The organism is Microcoleus sp. D2_18a_D3 (genome assembly GCF_036702455.1).
GTDB lineage: Bacteria > Cyanobacteriota > Cyanobacteriia > Cyanobacteriales > Microcoleaceae > Microcoleus.
In genome coordinates this window covers 40,241-58,621 of the sequence record NZ_JAUBTK010000025.1, presented here as the reverse complement: position 1 = coordinate 58,621, position 18,381 = coordinate 40,241, and the positions used below count along the sequence as shown (strand labels likewise).

The 18,381-nt window shown below is 45.3% G+C and carries 18 protein-coding genes; 7 read left to right on the top strand and 11 right to left on the bottom strand.

Annotated features, from left to right (window positions below; translation table 11 throughout):
- Positions 1-78 precede the first annotated feature (78 nt).
- From QUB06_RS14225 to QUB06_RS14205, 5 genes are all read left to right on the top strand, one after another.
- A complete protein-coding gene (locus QUB06_RS14225) occupies positions 79-2,022 on the top strand; it encodes an ATP-binding protein (RefSeq protein ID WP_333435791.1) in 1,944 nt (647 codons plus the stop codon).
- Positions 2,023-2,179: 157 nt separating this feature from the next.
- Entirely contained in the window at positions 2,180-2,911 is a 732-nt protein-coding gene (gene cysE / locus QUB06_RS14220; RefSeq protein WP_445251385.1) for a serine O-acetyltransferase, read from the top strand.
- 87 nt (positions 2,912-2,998) lie between these two features.
- Positions 2,999-3,583: a Crp/Fnr family transcriptional regulator gene (locus QUB06_RS14215; RefSeq protein WP_333435789.1), complete on the top strand. Its 585-nt coding sequence runs from the start codon at positions 2,999-3,001 to the stop codon at positions 3,581-3,583.
- 247 nt (positions 3,584-3,830) lie between these two features.
- Positions 3,831-4,787, top strand: coding sequence for a sulfurtransferase (locus tag QUB06_RS14210; protein WP_333435788.1), 957 nt, complete (start codon positions 3,831-3,833; stop codon positions 4,785-4,787).
- Positions 4,788-4,969: 182 nt separating this feature from the next.
- A complete protein-coding gene (locus QUB06_RS14205) occupies positions 4,970-6,280 on the top strand; it encodes a YeeE/YedE family protein (RefSeq protein ID WP_333435787.1) in 1,311 nt (436 codons plus the stop codon).
- Positions 6,281-7,112: 832 nt separating this feature from the next.
- On the opposite strand, the gene QUB06_RS14200 is transcribed toward QUB06_RS14205, so the two are convergent.
- Entirely contained in the window at positions 7,113-8,360 is a 1,248-nt protein-coding gene (locus QUB06_RS14200; RefSeq protein WP_333435786.1) for an RNA-guided endonuclease TnpB family protein, read from the bottom strand.
- 172 nt (positions 8,361-8,532) lie between these two features.
- Positions 8,533-8,766, bottom strand: a complete 234-nt coding sequence (locus QUB06_RS14195; RefSeq protein WP_333325175.1) for a hypothetical protein — start codon at positions 8,764-8,766, stop codon at positions 8,533-8,535.
- A 110-nt stretch (positions 8,767-8,876) separates the two neighbouring features.
- On the opposite strand from QUB06_RS14195, the gene QUB06_RS14190 reads away from it, so the two are divergent.
- The gene (locus QUB06_RS14190; protein WP_333435785.1) at positions 8,877-9,314 is read left to right on the top strand and encodes an Rrf2 family transcriptional regulator; all 438 of its coding nucleotides are present in this window, start codon (positions 8,877-8,879) and stop codon (positions 9,312-9,314) included.
- Between the two features lie 18 nt (positions 9,315-9,332).
- Positions 9,333-10,313 (top strand): cysteine synthase A, encoded by a 981-nt coding sequence (gene cysK / locus QUB06_RS14185; RefSeq protein ID WP_333307949.1) that lies wholly within the window; start codon positions 9,333-9,335, stop codon positions 10,311-10,313.
- Between the two features lie 324 nt (positions 10,314-10,637).
- On the opposite strand, the gene QUB06_RS14180 is transcribed toward cysK, so the two are convergent.
- From QUB06_RS14180 to QUB06_RS14140, 9 genes are all read right to left on the bottom strand, one after another.
- On the bottom strand, positions 10,638-11,432 hold the full coding sequence (locus tag QUB06_RS14180) for a sulfite exporter TauE/SafE family protein (RefSeq protein ID WP_333435784.1): 795 nt from the start codon (positions 11,430-11,432) through the stop codon (positions 10,638-10,640).
- A gap of 304 nt (positions 11,433-11,736) precedes the next feature.
- Positions 11,737-12,240, bottom strand: coding sequence for a hypothetical protein (locus QUB06_RS14175; protein ID WP_333435783.1), 504 nt, complete (start codon positions 12,238-12,240; stop codon positions 11,737-11,739).
- A 170-nt stretch (positions 12,241-12,410) separates the two neighbouring features.
- Positions 12,411-12,647 carry a hypothetical protein gene (locus QUB06_RS14170; protein WP_333435782.1) on the bottom strand — a complete coding sequence of 79 codons (237 nt, stop codon included), beginning with the start codon at positions 12,645-12,647 and terminating at the stop codon, positions 12,411-12,413.
- A gap of 19 nt (positions 12,648-12,666) precedes the next feature.
- Positions 12,667-13,113 (bottom strand): DUF202 domain-containing protein, encoded by a 447-nt coding sequence (locus QUB06_RS14165; protein ID WP_333435781.1) that lies wholly within the window; start codon positions 13,111-13,113, stop codon positions 12,667-12,669.
- A gap of 15 nt (positions 13,114-13,128) precedes the next feature.
- Entirely contained in the window at positions 13,129-13,551 is a 423-nt protein-coding gene (locus QUB06_RS14160) for a DUF202 domain-containing protein (RefSeq protein ID WP_333435780.1), read from the bottom strand.
- 146 nt (positions 13,552-13,697) lie between these two features.
- A complete protein-coding gene (locus QUB06_RS14155) occupies positions 13,698-14,363 on the bottom strand; it encodes a hypothetical protein (RefSeq protein WP_333435779.1) in 666 nt (221 codons plus the stop codon).
- A 548-nt stretch (positions 14,364-14,911) separates the two neighbouring features.
- On the bottom strand, positions 14,912-15,562 hold the full coding sequence (locus tag QUB06_RS14150) for a cadmium resistance transporter (protein ID WP_333435778.1): 651 nt from the start codon (positions 15,560-15,562) through the stop codon (positions 14,912-14,914).
- Between the two features lie 20 nt (positions 15,563-15,582).
- Entirely contained in the window at positions 15,583-16,287 is a 705-nt protein-coding gene (locus tag QUB06_RS14145; RefSeq protein ID WP_333435777.1) for a cadmium resistance transporter, read from the bottom strand.
- A gap of 213 nt (positions 16,288-16,500) precedes the next feature.
- Positions 16,501-18,003: an APC family permease gene (locus QUB06_RS14140; protein WP_333435776.1), complete on the bottom strand. Its 1,503-nt coding sequence runs from the start codon at positions 18,001-18,003 to the stop codon at positions 16,501-16,503.
- Between the last annotated feature and the right edge of the window lie 378 nt (positions 18,004-18,381).

The following is an 18,381-nucleotide window of genomic DNA, read 5'->3' as shown; positions in this document are numbered from 1 at the left end:
AGGCAGAGCCTGAGAACGAGAAAAACGAGAAATCCCAGGCAGAGCCTGGAAGAACTATAAAAAAGATAGGTGAAGAATATGACTGCTAACAAATTCCAGAATTTAGCAACTAGCACTTTACTTAGTTATCGCCGTTACATCCAGGCAGGATTAACACTTTGTGCAGGATTAGGGCTGTCTGCGATCGCTTCTTCAGTCGCGTACAATTGGGAATATAAATCCATGCAAGCCGAACTGCAAGACCGCCTGGACAAAATAGCTACAGACATTCAGAAAGATGTTAGCGGTAATTTAGAAATCATTCGGGCTGCGGGAGCATTTTACAGCGTATTTGACGGCGTTAAAAAACCAGAAATGAAGACATTTGTTGGTTCGGCCCTCTACCGCCATCCGAGCCTGAAGGCGATCGCTTGGCTGCCGCGTTTTTCAGGATCTCCGCAATTTATGACAGAGGAAATAGCTTTAAGCTTAGATTTAACTGCCAATCGGCTAGCGTTAGAAAACGCCACAAAAAGACAAGAAATTATCGCGACATATCGCCAAAAATTGCCCTCAGAAAATCACCCTGGCGTCTTCGTCTTCCTGCCAATTTTTAGTCCAACTTATCCGGGCGATACCGCCGACTTCCCGGAAAATTTAGCTGCTACAGAACCAGAAAATTTGAAAGGTTTTGCTTTCGGAATTTTGCTCGTTGATGCTATTGTTAAATCCGCTTTGCAGGAAAATCAGCTCAACTTTGTTAATGTGTATCTTCAAGATGCTATGGCTCCTGAGTCAGAAAAATTTCTGGCCTTTTACGAAGCGAAGACAAAAAGGATAATTACCGACGAAAATATCAAAAATCAACTCCAGCTTGGGGAAAGAGCTTACTGCCCAGACGGCAGCAGTTGCACCCGCATTATCAATATTGAAAATCGCAGGTGGTTGCTGCAACTGCGGCTAACGCCAGAGTACATTAATCCTCTAAGATTTTGGCGTTCTTTGACTGTTTTAATTTTTGGGACAATCTTAACTTTGGCGGCGACACTTTATCTAATGAGCTTGTGGAATTATACCGCTTTAATTGAAAAAATAGCAGCAGAACGCACAGCTAAATCTCAAAGGCTAGAACAAACTTTGCAAGAGTTGCAGCAAACTCAAAGTCAACTGATTCAGCAGGAAAAAATGTCTAGTTTGGGTTTATTAGTCGCTGGTGTCGCCCACGAAGTGAACAATCCTATTAATTTTATTTACGGCAATATCCACCACGCCCGTGAATATACTACGGATTTGTTGGAGTTGGTAGAACTCTACCAAAAACACTATTTATATCCTCCCTTGGAAATTTCACAACATTTACAAAATATTGAGTTTGACTTTCTCAGCGAAGATTTGCCACAACTGCTGTCCTCGATGAAAGTAGGAGCCGAGCGCATTGTTCAAATAGTCCAATCTTTGCGGAATTTCTCTCGCTTAGATGAAAGCGAAATGAAACCTGTCAACATCCATGAAGGCATTGACAGCACTCTGCTAATTCTGCAAAGTCGCCTGAAAGCTACAGCCGATCGCCCGCCGATCGAGATTGTTAAAAACTACGGCAATTTACCTTTAGTAGAGTGCTATGCCGGACAATTAAATCAGGTGTTTATGAATATTCTGGCTAATGCGATCGACGCCCTTGAGAGTTACAACCTCGATCGCGGGCCCAAAGCAGCGAAAGCTAATCCGATCGCGATCGCCATAACCACAGAGTATTCAAGTCCCGATAAAATAATTGTGCGGATATCTGACAACGGCCCCGGTATGGCAGAAAATGTCAAAAAACGGCTGTTTGACCCGTTCTTTACTACTAAACCTGTGGGAAAAGGGACAGGATTGGGACTGTCAATCAGCTATAAAATTATCGTAGAAAAGCACAAAGGTACGCTGCGCTGCGATTCGACACCGGGATTGGGGACGGAATTCTCGATCGAGATTCCGCTGCGGCAAGAAGTCAGACAAGCTGTACCGTTTGTTTCGCGGAAAATATCGGAGGCAGCTTAGAAAGGGCTGAGGAAGGAAAAATTTTTTTCTCATTAACTACTGTAATTCGGTCGGGTTATAGTATTATAAGTAAGAATGCCACAACCAATACTGCTTTATGCAGCTTAAACCGTCGGCACTGCCGATACTGTATAACCAAAACACGGCGAGAGTAAATATGTTCAGTGACTTGCAAATTATTTACGAACGCGACCCTGCGGCGCGCAACTGGCTGGAAGTATTATTTTGCTATCCCGGACTGCAAGCACTTTTTTTGCACCGGATAGCACACTGGCTTTATTCCGCTGGCCTGCCGTTTGTACCGCGCTTGATTTCCCAACTGAGTCGGTTTTTAACAGGTATTGAGATCCACCCAGGTGCGACAATTGGTAGGGGGGTGTTTATCGACCACGGCATGGGGGTGGTAATTGGCGAAACTGCGATCGTTGGAGATTATGCTGTAATTTATCAAGGAGCCACCATTGGCGGCACGGGTAAAGAAACAGGAAAACGGCATCCGACGCTGGGAGAAAATGTAGTGGTAGGAGCGGGTGCTAAAGTTTTAGGCAATATTCAAATTGGCAATAATGTTCGGATTGGTGCGGGTTCGGTAGTGCTGCGGGATGTCCCTAGCGATTGCACTGTTGTGGGAATCCCCGGTCGCATTATCTCTCGGAAAAAGCAGGTGGAAGATGCTCAAAATTCTCAAGGTCTACCGGATTTGGAAGCTCAAGCAATTCGAGCTTTGTTCGATCGAATTAAGGATTTAGAAGAGCAGGTTGCTTTTTTAAAATCTCACTTATCTCCGCTCAAAACAACTCAATTAGAGCAAAAAGTGGCAGAAAAAAATGAATTATTCCTGTCTTCTGATTTATTCATTACACAGTTTTTAGACGGTGCAGGAATCTAGTAAAGCTTTAATTTATATAGATTTTTGCCAGCCACACAATCCTGCTGTCATTGGACAAACTAACTTTTATTCTTTCAGTAACTGGCTATGACTATTGCTTCTCTTTCCACTAAAACTTTTGATGAAACGAGCAGACATATATTTCCTCGCCGCTCGCACTTGCCCAACAGAAGCAATGCTCTGTGGCGAATTGACACTGGAGTAGTGCGAACTGTAACGTGGCTTGAAGATGGCACAATTATCACCTTGGGATTGTGGGGGCCTGGTGATACGATCGGCAAACCGATATCAAAATGCGATCCTTTTCAAATTGAATGCCTCACTAAAGTCGAGGCAATTTTACTATCGGGCGATCGCTGGCTAAATAGAGATATTTTGCTCAATCACATTCAGCAGGCTGAAGACTTTATGGTAATGCGAGGTTACAAAAGAGTTGACTTTATGCTCTATCAACTATTAACTTGGCTGGCTAAGAGGTTTGGTTCTGAGGTAGAGCGAGGACATATGATCGATATGATTTTAACCCATCAGGACATTGCAGAAATTATCGGTACAAGTCGCGTAACTGTCACTCGCACCCTCGGTCAGTTTGAGCAGCAAGGCTTAATCGATCGTCTGCCTCTCCACCGGATTATTCTGCAACCTTCTGAGGTTTGGCACTACGAAATCTAAGGGTAGAATCAATGTCTCGCACGCGCGTGCGAAGCTATCCCGGAGGGAATCGCCCCAAAATTCCTGTATCCTTCGCTACTAAAAAAAACTATTGACTTTCTGAGACTGTCTGTGCAAGAATCAACAGCTATACCTATAATATACGGTAAGTCGATCAAGTTTAAGATGATTGCTAGAGAGCGATCGGCTCTCTAGCAGCGAGGAGCTTTTTGTGCTTTTCGACAGAGACAATGCAAGAGGAAAGAAAATGAAAACTAAATGGCTGAAAGCTCGATTCAAAAGAAACAAAATAGGGGCATTAATTGCCGTCATAGCGGTGCTGGCGATCGCAATTCCTCTGTTCCCATTTTTCCCAACCCAAGCAGCGGAATCAAAAAGTAAAATTCAATTCGTTTCCCCCGCGTGGGTTGCCCAAAACGCCAGCGACAAAAACCTGCGAATTCTCGATGTCCGCACCAATCCAATGGACTACTTTATCGGGCATCTTCCCAACGCAGTCAACATCGCCGACAACACCTTGCGCGGGCCGGACAGCGGTTTGCCAGTACAGTATCTAACGCCGGATAAACTGGGGCAATTACTGTCGCGGGCAGGAGTAACAGACAACAGCCGCGTCTTAGTTTATTCCGACGGCAGAGACATTCTCGGCGCGACAATGGTTGCTTACGTATTGGAGCGATTGGGACACTCGGACATAGCAGTTATCGACGGAGGTTATGCGGGTTACAAAGCAGCTCAAACTGTGACGAAAGAGTTTCCAAAATACGCGGCTGGTACACTGACTGTGCGCGACAACAAATCAATTCGTGTTACCCTGGATGAAGTCAAAAATTTAATTGGCAAAGCAGGCGTCACATTCATCGATCCCAGACCGGAAAAACTATTTCAAGGGGAAGAAAAAATCTGGACGCGCAACGGACACATTCCCGGCGCTCGCAACATTCCCTGGCCGACTTTTACCGATGCTGAAAACCCGCACAAGTTGAAGTCTCTCGACGAAATCAAGCAGATTTTGGCAGCTAAAAAGATCGATCGCAACAGCGACATCATCGTTACTTGCAGTACGGGGCGGGAAGCAACGCTGCAATATGTAGTTTTGAAACACTTGCTGAACTATCCGAAAGTCAGAATCTACGAAGGTTCTTGGACTGAATACAGTCAGACTAATTTACCTGTAGAAACTGGTCCGGAACAAGCAGTGTAGAAAACAAATCTGTAGTTAACAGCAATTTTGGCTAAAAATTGACCGAAGAGGTAGAATGAAAACAATAATTATCTCGATATCAATGCTCGGAATAATCAGCGCGATTGGCTTTGGTTTATCAACAATAGCTGAGCACCGACAAGCAGATAATTCCGTTGCTTGCACTCCTAGCGAACAACCAGATGAAAAATCGGAGACTTCGCCGCGAAAAACTTAGCGCTAAAATGGAGGCTCTGCCTCGCTTTACAGTTGTTTCTGGAGTCAAGTATTTTATTGTGAATAACACCGCAGAAATTGCTTTTTCACCGCTGACAAAAACTTCGCCGCCCCGATCGCAGCGTCCGATTTTAGCTCTGATACTGACGCTATTTGCTGCTGGTGCGGCCGGTTTGAGCGCCTACGGCTGGCGGCAGAGCGTTTTATTTCTGATTGGAGGCTTGCTGGGCGCGAGTTTGTATCATGCAAGTTTTGGCTTTGCTTCTGCTTACCGCAAATTATTTGCCGATCGCGATATTAGAGGTGTTTTAGCGCACTTGTTGATGTTAGGAATTGCTACTGTACTTTTTGCTCCCGTACTTGCATCAGGAGAGGCATTCGGACACAAAATAGCCGGGGCTGTTGCGCCTGTGGGCTGGCAAAATGCGATCGGCGCTTTTCTATTCGGAATTGGAATGCAATTGGGCAGCGGCTGCGCTTGCGGCACGCTTTGGACAATTGGCGGCGGCAGCACGTCAATGCTGTTAACGCTGCTGACTTTTTGCATCGGTTCTTTTGCAGGAAGTTTGACCAGACATTTGTGGCATTTGCCCTCGCTACCGCCGATATCTTTAGGAAAAACTTTGGGATGGATGCCCGCAGTCATCTTGCAGCTAAGCGTATTTCTGTTAATTGCGATCGCCCTCTGGCAGTGGAATCGCACCAATGGCAAGCAACCCTTAACAGCAGATTTTATCATTAAAACTCCTCAATCTCACATCAAGAATCAATGGCTTTACGGGCCTTGGCCTCTGGCTGCCGGAGCCTTTTCCCTTGCCTTTCTCAACTGGGTAAAACTGTTAATTGACGGCAGGCCTTGGGGAGTGACTTGGGGGTTTACTTTGTGGGCCGCAGAACTTGCTACTGCTTTCGGCTGGAATCCCGCAAATTACCCGTTTTGGAATACTCCCGACAAGTTGGAATCCTTGCAAAAAGGCATTTTTGCTGACGTTACTTCCGTGATGAATTTTGGCATTGTTTTGGGAGCAGTTTTAGCGGCGGCTTTGGCTGGCAAATTCACCGTCAAAACAAACCTTTCGTTACCCAAAGTTACAGCCGTTTTGAGCGGCGGTTTCATGATGGGTTACGGGGCGCTGCTGGCTTTTGGCTGCAATGTCGGCGCTTTTTTTAGCGGTATTGCTTCTACCAGTTTGCACGGTTGGCTGTGGATTGCGACTGCTTTGTTGGGCAGCGTTGCGGGAATTAAATTGCGATCGCTCTTGCGACTTGAGAATTAATTTCCAACATGAATAGGCGATCGACCTCTGTAGGGACAAAGACAAAGCCTTTGTCCCTACAGAGGTCGCGTTTTCCCGCCAAGCGCGCCTAAAACAACAAACTACTGTTTACATATAGACATTAAGTATTTAATCGTGTAATGTATTAGATTAAGTAGAGAGAGGTGGCGAGCACACTCAAAGAGCGATCGCCAAACTGCTAGCAAAACTGTCTCTCAATCTGGCCACTGTTGCCATTAATAAGAATTGCCACATCAGCGAAATCTTATAGATTATCCGGGCAAATCTCATCAGGCTGCATTTGCCCGATATCAAGCGCATTAAACTTAATTATGCGCTCAATCGACCTGAGAAAAACAACAGGAACTAAGAAGCATCAATGCGGAATCATCATCTCGCAGATATAGCGGTTCTCAAAAAAGTGAGGTATGCCCTATGCCCTATGCCCTATGCCCATTAGTACCTCATCTTTCTGAGAAAGGCTATAGTGTCTTGCAGCCATTTAAGAAAAAAACTGGTTTGCCAGTATTTTCTCTTAAATCAGCCGCTCTGTTAAAATCGTCCCTGTTCAAAGGTGACGGTGCAATCTTCGATCAAATTCAGAATGGTCTGGGCAACAGATAATTTGTATCGAATGTGCGTTTATTAAATTTTATCATCGACTCGTCAATAAGTTCAAAAGCAAGGGCAACAATCGCACTTGCTTTTTTGTTTGTGTTGATTTCTTTCTTCTCACTGCCAACAGATGCGATATCTCGCACCTGTTGACTGCCGCCAAGTAGGTGAGTATGAATAAACTTAAGGATGAGACAGCATATATCCGCCTACCTACTTAGCAGTTACTGTGAACTACCCAGCGCTGACATAAAGGTACAGCGTGAGCTTCTGACTTCAACGGGGATTGCGTTAACTTAGACTTACGTCCCAGTTTCGGACTCACATCCCCTCCATCAGCAGCAGTCCTGGCTCCCAAGACCGATAGCATTCTGATTCCTTCTGCTCTGATATTTATTGAGGCGTTTCCATCCCTATCGTGATGAGTACCACAACTAGGACAAGTCCATGTCCTAACATCTAATGGCATTTCATTCACCTGATAGTGGCAATTTGAGCAGAGTTTCGAGCTAGGGAACCATCGGTCAATCTCTACCAACACTTTGCCTTCGCGATCTAGCTTGTAACGCAAGAAATTGACAAATATTCCCCAACCTACATCAGAAATTGCTTGAGCTAGTTTGTGGTTGCGAACCATGCCCTTAACGTGAAGGTTTTCGACTACGATGACTTGGTTATCGTCAACAAGCCTTCTAGATAGCTTATGCAAGTAGTCTTGACGGACATTGCTAATTCGTTCGTGAACCCTAGCCACCAGTTTCCTGGCTTTATCTCTCGACTTGCTTCCTTTCTCCTTTCTGGCTAGTTTTTGCTGTTTTCGTTTGAGGTTGCGCTCGTGTTTTGCTAAATGCTTAGGATTAGGGTATTTGGATGTCTTGATACCATCATTGACAACTGCAAAATCTTTCAATCCCAAGTCAATTCCTGCAACTTTTCCATCCGTGTGAACAACTGGTTTGTCTCCTTCGAGTTCTGTCAACACAGAGGCATAGTATTTCCCCGAAGAAGTAACACTGACGGTTACGGTTTTGATAGTTCCCTCAAGCGGTCGATGTAACTTGGCTTTGACAATGCCGACACGACCGGGAAACTGGAGAAAGTCGTCAACAAGTTTGACTGATTGCGGATACTGAATTGACTGCTTATTTTTTTTTGATTTGAATCTCGGGTATTTAGCCCTAGACTCAAAAAAGTTTTTGTAAGCAGTTACCAGGTTGAGCGTAGTGGATTGCAAAACCTGAGAGTAACACTCCGACAACCATTGTGTTTCTTCTTGTTTTTTGAGATTCGGTAGGAGCTTGTTCAATGCAATTTGAGTCAAGCCTTTGCCCGTGGCTTTGTAGGTTTTGATACACATCTCTAGTGCATAATTCCACCACCAACGGGAACAGCCAAAATGTTGAGCTAATATCGTCTGCTGTTCAATTGTCGGATAAAGTCTAACTTTGACGGCTTGATTCTGCATTGCTCCCACCTCCTTTTAGGATTATATATATTCCTAATAAACAGTCAACCGAGTTGGCAAATTTTACGCCTGTTTGACCGGATAAAATTTGCTTAGGGGAGTTCATGTATCCCAACGCTGACCCAAAGGGTACAGCGTGGGACTTAGAGCTGCCCCCAAACCCCCTCAAAAGTTAAGGCGGCGGTATTGCCTGTAAAATACTCGCTCCCTGCAACATTTGAGACTCTCCTGCTCTACCCGCTTCGGGGTATTCCCAAGACGGTGCAAAGGGTGGAACCAAGAAGGAGCAAGCTTTCCACCCACCCTGCACCCCCACGCCGAGCATCAGGCAGTTTCCGCCCCTGTGCCCGTGCTGCTCGTAAAACCGACAGTGCCGACAGCTTAAACCTACATTTACGTTGCTCACGGGATTTCTCCAACCGTTTTTGTAATAAAAATATACTAACACCTGTACACCTACCGGAATTGTGTACTATGATATAATGTACAATTTAAACTCGATCGCCAGTGGGGAATGTGGAACTATCTTCTAGAGTACAATATGCCCTGTTAGCGCTCTTGGAATTGGCGAGCCACTACCCCAAGGATTCGCCCCTAACAGTAAGCGAACTTACTGCTTCTCAAGAGATACCCGAACGCTATCTAGACCAAATTCTTGCCGTGCTGCGGCGTGCAAGTATTGTCCAGAGTCTGCGGGGTGCTAAAGGCGGTTATTTGCTGGCGAAAGAGCCTTGGCAGATTACCTTGCTAGAGGTGTTTTCGACACTCGAAGGCGACGGCAGTGGCCCGACCCAAAAAGTTTCGGAATCTGTAACAATAGAAAAAACTGCGGTGCTAGAAATCTGGCAGGAAGCTCAACAGGCATCTTGGTCTGTTTTGGGGAAATATACATTACAAGATTTGTGCGAACAGCGGGATGTTCGCAAACAAGCACATCCCATGTATTACATTTAAGTGGAGAGAAATTAAGCCATGAGAATTGCTAAGGATGTTACAGGAATAATTGGCAGAACTCCTTTAGTTCAGCTCAATAAAATTCCCCAAGCCGAAGGAGTAGTTGCTCAGATTGTGGCCAAATTGGAAGGGATGAATCCGGCTGCTTCGGTGAAAGATCGGATTGCGGCAAGCATGATTCAGGCGGCAGAAGATGCGGGGTTAATTCAACCGGGGAAAACTATTTTAGTTGAACCGACTTCAGGCAATACTGGAATTGCTTTGGCAATGATCGCGGCGGCGAAAGGGTACAGTCTGATTTTAACTATGCCGGATACGATGAGTACGGAACGCCGATCGATGCTGAAAGCTTACGGAGCTCAGTTGGAATTAACGCCCGGACATGAAGGGATGTTAAGCGCGATCGCCCGTGCGGAAGAAATTGTAGAAGAAACCCCCGATGCTTTCATGCTGCAACAGTTTCGCAACCCCGCTAATCCAAAAATTCACCGGGAAACAACGGCCGAGGAAATTTGGGAAGATACAGAGGGTAAAGTAGATTTTTTAGTTGCTGGAGTTGGCACCGGCGGTACGATTACTGGAGTTGCTGAAGTAATTAAACCGCGAAAGTCTAGTTTTAGGGTAATTGCAGTTGAACCCGCCAGCAGCCCCGTGCTTTCTGGAGGCAAATCTGGTGCTCACAAAATTCAAGGGATTGGTGCAGGATTCATCCCGGAAGTGTTGAAACCAGAGTTAATTGATGAAACAATTGCAGTTAGCGACGCAGATGCGATCGCCTACAGTCGTCGGCTGGCCAGAGAAGAAGGATTGTTGTCAGGAATTTCTGCCGGCGCCGCTTTGTATGCCGCAATTCAAGTCGGCAAGCGTCCCGAAAATGCTGGAAAATTGATAGTTTTTGTCCAGCCTTCTTATGGCGAACGCTACCTCAGTACAGCCTTGTTCAAAGATTTAGAATTGCCGACTGTCAGCGAACTCGAAGCATTAGTCAGCAAGTATTAAATTGTAGGCACCGGGCGATCGCCCCTCCTGCGGCATTGATATCAGCTTAACCCGAAAGACCGCCAGGGAATTAATTCCCTGGCTCAAAGCGAAAGTCCTCGCTATGAGGACTCATGAGTTAATAGTCCTCATAGCGAGGACTTCAGCTTTGAGGCAGGGGTTTAAACCCCTGCCGGACTGCAGCGAAAGCGCATATTTGTTGACAGCAATACTCCTGACAATCAAGCATCCAGCATACAAGCCCCCGAATTTATCCGTAGGGTCAATGCTTCAATCTAAAATCTAAAATCTAAAATCTAAAATCGATTGACCTTACCCTACTTTTCAGACTTGATACAACTTCCAACTAGCCATCGCCAACATTCCGTAAATAACAAACTTTAGCGGGCGTTGAGGCATAATTTGGCATAATTTAGCACCTACTAAAACTCCCGGCACCGAACCCAACCAAATTGGCAAAACTAAACTCCAGTCTACCGTTCCGAGGCTGAGGTGTCCCACAGATGTAAACATCAACAAAATTGCCGCCTGCGAAATATCTGTACCCACCAATTTAGAAGTATCCAGGCGGAAAAAAGCAATCAGCAACAGTGCAAACATCGAACCGGAAGACACGCTAGTGATTCCCACTATGCAGCCTAAAATTGCTGCCGCACTCACAGTACAAATACGGCCATAATTAGTATTTAAGTCCCATTTAGCGGGCGAAGGCAATTTAAAACTAGGGAAAAATGTTTTGACCACTAATTGGCTCAGCGATAAAGCAACAATTAGTGCGATCCCTACTCCGAGAACGCGCAGCAATATGCTGTCTAAGTCCTGACTTCCGCTGGATTTGATGCAGTGTAAAATCCACACGCCAGTCAGCGAACCGGGCACGCTGCCCAAAGCCAGCCACTTAACTATTTGCAAGTCGAGGGTCTTTTGCTGCCAGTGTTTGAAGCCACCAACAACTTTCATCAGTGTAGCAGCTACGACATCCGAACTAATAGCAATTGATGCCGGAACCTGAAAGACGAAAATTAACATTGGGGTGATGAGCGAGGCTCCGCCAACTCCGGTCAAACCAACGATAATGCCCACGAAAAAGCTGAGAAACGATAGTAATAAGTAATTCACTGTTATGCCCAAAAACTGTGTATTTAAGCGCTGCCAACCAACAAATAGATAACTTGGGTGGCTAGAACAACACAGCTACACAGGCTAAATCTCACTTGCATTTCAATATGTATTGCCAGGTCTTTTGCTTTTCAACGCTTGATATTTACTGCGTGTTAAGCTACAAAAATCTTGGTAAAAGTAAGTAAATGCAAATCAACCAAACTACAAAAATTGTAGTGTAAAAGCTCCCTGATTTTCTTATATGTACCTGTGTAACTGATGAAAAACCCTGGATTCATTTATGGGGTTTATATTCGGCTTTCTACCTTGAAGTGACGAGCGTCACAGGTAAAGCATAGCTGAGGTTAACCGAGTCCTTGCCGGAAAAGAAATCGGGAGTTTCGAGAACATTAAAATGAATCAATGCCACAATGACAACAGTGAAGGCGGTTGATGATACTAAACCCGTCAATAACTCTTTTTTGAGGTTTTTTTCCTTGGGTTTGTCGGCAAAAACATCTAAAGTTCCTAGCTGCATCAACAGAATTCCCACAATATTGGAAAGCCAGTAGCCGACAATTGTGCAAGGAAACAGTAAATCTGGGGAAAGCCAACTACAGATATACCCAAAGGCGTAGGCAATTGGCAGATTGAAAAATATGTCGTTCCACCAACACAGGGGTGATAGCAAATATCCAATTGCCAGAAGCAACCCGCCTCTGATCTTTTTAAACCAGACTTCCTTAAAGCCCTTAGCTTCTGGCAACTGTTGGGTGAGTTGTCCTGCAAGCTGGTACTCTTCAATGACTTTTTTAGCGTTTTCCACGTTAATAGCTCATTACTCGATCGACTTACCGTAGTTTAACAGCCTAAATCAGTTATGTCTAGTAAGTAAATCAAGTTACCGTATTTTGTGGAATCGGCTAAATATACTTTTTTTGCGGTACTAAAATATCTATCCGAGAGGGGTTGTTGAGAATGCTGGCTGGTGATAATTTAGGCGCCGATCGAGAAATTGAAAGTTTCAGGCAAATGCTTGACTGTTTGCCAAAGATATGCAGTATCGATGCCCCAGTAAAATTGCAGGTAAACGAGCAAAAGCCCGATCGCGACTGTCACGCCGAGCAATTTAGGGACTATTTTCGCGACTGTCTCAAGCACTACGAATGCTGCCCAGATAGCAGCAGCTAAGATAAGAATGGAAGCGATCGTGGCAACTGTATCGCTGTTCATGATTAACTCCTGTTGACAATCAATCGGGTATTACAAGACTACTTGGGCCCAGGGCGGCGGCCAAAATCGAATAAATTACTCCAATCCCCAATAAGCCCACAGCAAAACTGAACAATAAAACCATGCCGTCTGGGGGATTGTAGGTATCGTGGTCAATTTGGTGGCGAACAGTGAAGTAGTGCTTAGTTGAGATTAAGACTGTCACCCAACCTATTAGAGAGAAGATTAAACCCAACTTCCACCCCATCGCCTGACGGTAATGTACGGGCATTTGCACCACGCGAAGTCGGATGATGACGACGCCAAAACCCATGAGTGCGATCGCAGCCCGCATCCATGCTAAGAAGGTGCGCTCATTTGCCGATCGATCGATCGCCCGCGACAGATTTTGCTGCTTTGGTTTCTCATCATCTACTTGCATCGGTTTGAACGATAATTGCACGCGATCGAACTCTTTAATATTCATATTAAACCGCCACCATTATTCAGGTGCAATCAAACCAAATGAGCTAGAAGGAACGGTGAACATATAATAAATTACCCCAGCCCCTAGGATGGCGATCGCGAGGCTGAAAAGAATTACCCAGCGATCGGTAGGTTCATAAGTATCGTAATCGATATCGTGACGGACACCAAAGTAGTGCTTAGTTGAGAATAACACCGTCAGCAAACCCACTGCTGAAAAAAGCAAACCCAACTTCCAGCCATTGCCGGGAGTTGGGAGTAGAGGGGGGTGAAAGGTGCGAAGGCGCACGATAACTACGCCAAAACCCATCAGCGATATTGCTGTCCGCATCCATGCTAAATAAGTGCGCTCGTTTGCCAAGTGATCCCGCACCCGCGACGGATTAAGTCGCTTAATCTTTTCTGTATTTACTTTGGTGGATTTCCAATTTAATAGCATAGATCAACCTTTTAATTTTAATGGGAAATAAGAAGGTAAACCGATATATTTGCGCTTGGATGATTATCCGCCAGGGAGCGATCCCCGGCGGGATTTTGCGTTGCAACGGGGTTTACAGAGCCGATCGCATTACAACTTCACCAAAACTAATCATTTTCCTCAGTAGGTGCGTTGGGAACTTGTGCATCTATGTAAGCCTGAGTCACATCAGGAACAAACCAATTCGCATCCCCAGGCTGGAAAACTTTAGCAGTAGGAACGTTGAATTCTACAGCCCCCGTATCGGGATTAGCTCTGGCTACAACTTGAGTTCCGTCAACTATCTTAACAGCTAGACCGCCAGTCAATTCTTCTGAAGGTTGATCGGTCGTTCTTAAATCGGTTGCTTTGACATCGCTGGCTAGATAAATTCCATCGCAATCCCATTTATGTTCAGTTGTTTGGCCGTCAGCTAGAAAATAAAGGGCATTCTCGTAAGAAGACTCCGCTGCTTTTTTGCGTTTCGGGCCGTAGACAGCCAGGGTTTTTCCTGTCTCGTTGCGGCACTGACCCCAAGGTTTTCCCGTTTCTAAAGTGTATTTTTGAAACTCCAATTGAGAGATTTTTTGCTGAAGTTGCTCAGGGGTATAATTCTGGGCGGTATCGGGTGCGTCTTTCGCTGCCTTGAGAGTGTTCAGAGATTGAGTCACCTCTATGTAGTCGGGATTGCTCGCATATCTCGGCGTTTTTGGAGCGTCGGCCCAGGATGGGGGAACGAATACTAAATTGGCGGTCATTACCAAGAGCACTAAAACAAATTTGAAGATTTTCACAATTTTTCTCCTTTTCTCGATTGTCAGGTTTTTTCCAACTTTCTGTTTGCTTGCTATTTTAGGACTTAGGCAAAAACGATATCTCTTTAACTGGTTTGCCTGAAAAACCAAATTTTTCCGAAGCGAAAAATCTGTTTTTTTAGCATTATACCTATTGTCAAAGTCGCTCGGCGTGGGGTAGTGGCGAAGCGAGCGGGCGAGCGTTTAGGGATTAATCCTCAATTTTTTAGCTCGGTTTGATTCACCACTACAGGATTTCTTGAGACAAGAGGTATATTGTTGCCTAAGTCTGGCAATTGGCTAGCTCAAAAGATGGTTTCAAGTTTCGTGACTACTTGAGGCTAAATTAGTTTGAAGCTGGTTTTAGCTTGGTCACTCACTTCATTATTAACTTAGCATATTTGTTGATAAATTTCAAGCAATTTACCGCCATTTTTAAGCAAATAATTGTTAAGGGAAAAGTGATGAGTTCGGACTTATGGCTTATGGCAAATTATCTACCTAGAGAGGGATGAAAGTAGCGAAACATTGGTCGAGCATTAGTTAGATTAAAATGGCGGGATCAGCCGATAACTACCACTTTCAATCAGGATAAATATTCCCAAACCAATCAAAACAAAAGGGACAACAGCCTTGGTATAGCGAGTCAAAATAGGGGCGATCGCCCTTTGGCGAGTTAACCGGTAAGCGGCATAAGACCAAACACCTACCATCACCGAGAAAACCGCCAAAATCACCAGCAAGCTCGGCAAATCGCTGCTAGCAAACAGCGGCAAGTAAATACCGATGTTGTCACCCCCGTTAGCCACTGTTACCGCAGCCACATTCAAAGTTTGGGGGTTGAAAAGATTTACTAGCTTTGACACAGGTGAATTAGATTTCCGGTTAAATTCGCCCGATACTGCTTGTACTTCATCTTCCTCATTTTCTCTCTTGACTAAGTGACTGATGCCGATCGCGATCGGAACCAAACCCAGCAAACCAATCCAAGCTTTCGGCACAATTAAACCGCCAAAAAAACCGGGCAAACTAGCAGCGATGAGTGCTGCAAATCCGAGGTACTTACCGACAAAGATATGCCGGGGGCGGAAAGTATCATTTACCTGGGCGAAGAACAGCATCGAAAGCACCATATCGTCGATATTGGTTGCGGCAAAAGATGTAATCCCGGCAATAATCGCTGCTGCAATCCAATTCATGTGCTGTCCCTGCAATTTTTTTAAACTTCAGTTCCGCTGGCGTTACCTCTGCTCATAGTTATCAAACAGAAAGCGCAACCAACTAAAGATATTATACTTAAAGTTGGGCTTGCAAGAGTGCCGCTTTTAACCAGAATCGCTATTCCCAATCCGATCAAAACAAAAGGCACAAGCTGATTGCCGTAGCGAGTCAGAGTATCCGCGATCGCCCGCATCTGAATCAACCGATAAGCAGCGTAGCACCAAACGCCCACCATGCTGAAGAATACGGCGAGAATCACCGCCAAACTTTCTAAAGTATTGCTAGCAAAAAGAGGCACATATATCCCGATATTGTCGCCTCCATTTGCCACCGTCACCGCTGCTACGCTGTAAGTTTGAGGAGACAGAAAACTGCTAAAAAAAGAGTTCTCAGATTGCTCTAATTCTGCCTCAGCTTCCGAATCGTCAGTGTCTGGATTCAGCAAGCGGCTAAGCCCGATCGCAATTGGCAGCAAACCCAGCATTCCGATCCAATCTGGCGGAAAGATTAAGCGGCCAAAAAACCCCGGAAGGCTAGCCAAAACCAGTGCAGTAAAGCCCAGAAACTGACCGAAGACGATATGCCTGCGCCGAAATACTGCATTCACCTGCGAGAAAAACAGCAGCAGAATCAGGATATCGTCAAGGTTCGTAGCCGTAAAAGCTGTCATTGCCGTAGAAATTGCTGTTAGTAATTCATTCATTTCTGTGTCTCCTCAGATTTTTTATTTCGTTGTACTTGCTGGGATCGTATCGTCGGAACTGGCAAGATGCCCGTTCCACAAAAATTAAATTTTATTGTGAGCTGTTGAGCTGAGCAACGCCCTTGAAATGCCGCTCGACAATTCTGCAATATCTCAGTAAAAACCCAGTTGCTTAAAAACTCTTTCTCCGAAGAGCGAACTGGTAACTGCTAATCAAAAACGCTCACTGTCAAAGGGGACGGCTTTCAATCGAACACCGCCGTAAATTGCATTTTCTTCCTCGAACTTGGCATGAATTGCGTCTATACCCTGCTGCATCGATCCCGTCAGTTCAGGAGAACGCAGCCGCTGCCAGAAAAACCATCCGCAAGTAACCACCAAGTACATCAAGAACAAGTAAGGAAACGCATCGTAAGGAGCTTCGGGAGGTGGGAACATAGTGCTGCCGGGAATGCCCACGCTGCCCGCAACCGGAATCATCATAAATGCGATCGCCACAACCGAGAACGCTACATCCCGCACGCGCAATTTACCAATTTTGTGCAGGTAAACTGGAGCCGCGATCGAAATTAAGACGTACACGGTTAAAAATCCGTAGCTGCAAAGTGCTCCCAAATAACCCATACAATCGAACAGTTTGATGTCAAACATAGACATCACAGCAGGCACCAAAAAAGCCAGAAATGTACACATGGTTACTGCAACGTGGGGAGTTCTATTAGATGAATGCGCTACACCTAATGAAGAGTGAAACAAACCGTGGCGCGCCATCATAAAAAACACTCTCGCCGCTGGATTGATGCTGCCGAGCACGCAAGCAAAAAAGCTAAATAAAGCGCCGAAAGCCACTAACTCTCCCAGCCAACCCATGCCCACTTGTTGCGCTAGAAAAGTCAGAGGTTCTTCACTATTAGTAATAGAAACTCCCGTACCGCTAAAACCCAAAACCTCAATATAGGTCATCAAAATGAAGAATAAGCCTGCCATCACAGCGCTGCCCATGACAGCCCTGGGGATATTTTTCAAGGGTTTTTTCGCTTCGTCGCCCAGAGATGTAGCACTTTCAAAACCAGAGAAACCAAACATTACTAAGACAAGTCCCGTCGCTATGTTCCCCGGAGTTACGCCTTCCAAAGTTAATTGCGACATATCTAAGGCAAAACCTTTGTGCGCCCAGATGATAATTCCTAAAAGTGCGATCGCCGCCACTGATGCTCCCTCCAGCCACAGCATCGCCATAGCTGAAAGTTGGATATCTTTATAACCTGCATACCAAGCAACGCCGGCCCCGATCGCTAACAGCGTAATCGGTGACGGATGGATGCCTAAATGACCGATGAAAGTACCCGTAAAGTTGGCAAAACCACACAAAACGGCCATCGCAGTAAATAGATAAGCGAGTACCAAACTCCAGCCGCAAATTACGCCGGCAGTCGGGCCTAGTCCTTTAACAATATAAGAATAAAGAGAACCTGCAGAAGCCGATCGACTCGCAAATTGGTTGATATTGATGCTGACAAATACTAGGCCTATCAAGCCGATGAGAAAGCTCAGCCAAGCCCCGTTACCCGAAAGAGCGACAATTAACCCTATATTAGAGGCTGGTATCGTTGTAGGTGCAATGACGGCAAAGGATTGAGCTAAAACCTCCCCGAAGGAGAGGCAGTCCGGCTTTAAGCCGTGGGGACTGTGATTTTTTGGCGTTTTCTTGGTCATTTATCTTCTCTCTTTTTGTCGATCGACTTTTGGCGATCGGCTTAAACTTGTCGGTGCTGCTTCAGCATTGGGCCCTGCGTTAGAAGCTTAAGTATCACCTTAAGGCTCTTTACAGGTAGAATCAAATGTTGTTTTTTATCGAATTAATAAATACAAGTGATGCAATGCTGCAGCCAAAGAACTGTTGGAAGACGACACCTATCTGTCGCCACAAGCTCAAACCCTTGAGGTTAAAAGGAAACTTTAAATAGCGGCTGACAACCGTGCTTTTTGGGGATTCCAACCTGTACCAGAGACTCATCGAAAAGTTGAGGTCAAAGTTGAGCCGCAAAAGATTTTTATTTCAAAAAATAACTGTATTCAGTAAAAGGGTACTCA

Coding starts and splice junctions, on each gene's coding strand:
- QUB06_RS14225 (WP_333435791.1), top strand. CDS start 79: ATGACTGCTAACAAATTCCAGAATTTAGCAACTAGCACTTTACTTAGT.
- cysE (WP_445251385.1), top strand. CDS start 2,180: ATGTTCAGTGACTTGCAAATTATTTACGAACGCGACCCTGCGGCGCGC.
- QUB06_RS14215 (WP_333435789.1), top strand. CDS start 2,999: ATGACTATTGCTTCTCTTTCCACTAAAACTTTTGATGAAACGAGCAGA.
- QUB06_RS14210 (WP_333435788.1), top strand. CDS start 3,831: ATGAAAACTAAATGGCTGAAAGCTCGATTCAAAAGAAACAAAATAGGG.
- QUB06_RS14205 (WP_333435787.1), top strand. CDS start 4,970: ATGAAAAATCGGAGACTTCGCCGCGAAAAACTTAGCGCTAAAATGGAG.
- QUB06_RS14200 (WP_333435786.1), bottom strand. CDS start 8,360: ATGCAGAATCAAGCCGTCAAAGTTAGACTTTATCCGACAATTGAACAG.
- cysK (WP_333307949.1), top strand. CDS start 9,333: ATGAGAATTGCTAAGGATGTTACAGGAATAATTGGCAGAACTCCTTTA.
- QUB06_RS14170 (WP_333435782.1), bottom strand. CDS start 12,647: ATGAACAGCGATACAGTTGCCACGATCGCTTCCATTCTTATCTTAGCT.
- QUB06_RS14165 (WP_333435781.1), bottom strand. CDS start 13,113: ATGAATATTAAAGAGTTCGATCGCGTGCAATTATCGTTCAAACCGATG.
- QUB06_RS14160 (WP_333435780.1), bottom strand. CDS start 13,551: ATGCTATTAAATTGGAAATCCACCAAAGTAAATACAGAAAAGATTAAG.
- QUB06_RS14150 (WP_333435778.1), bottom strand. CDS start 15,562: ATGAATTGGATTGCAGCAGCGATTATTGCCGGGATTACATCTTTTGCC.
- QUB06_RS14145 (WP_333435777.1), bottom strand. CDS start 16,287: ATGAATGAATTACTAACAGCAATTTCTACGGCAATGACAGCTTTTACG.
- QUB06_RS14140 (WP_333435776.1), bottom strand. CDS start 18,003: ATGACCAAGAAAACGCCAAAAAATCACAGTCCCCACGGCTTAAAGCCG.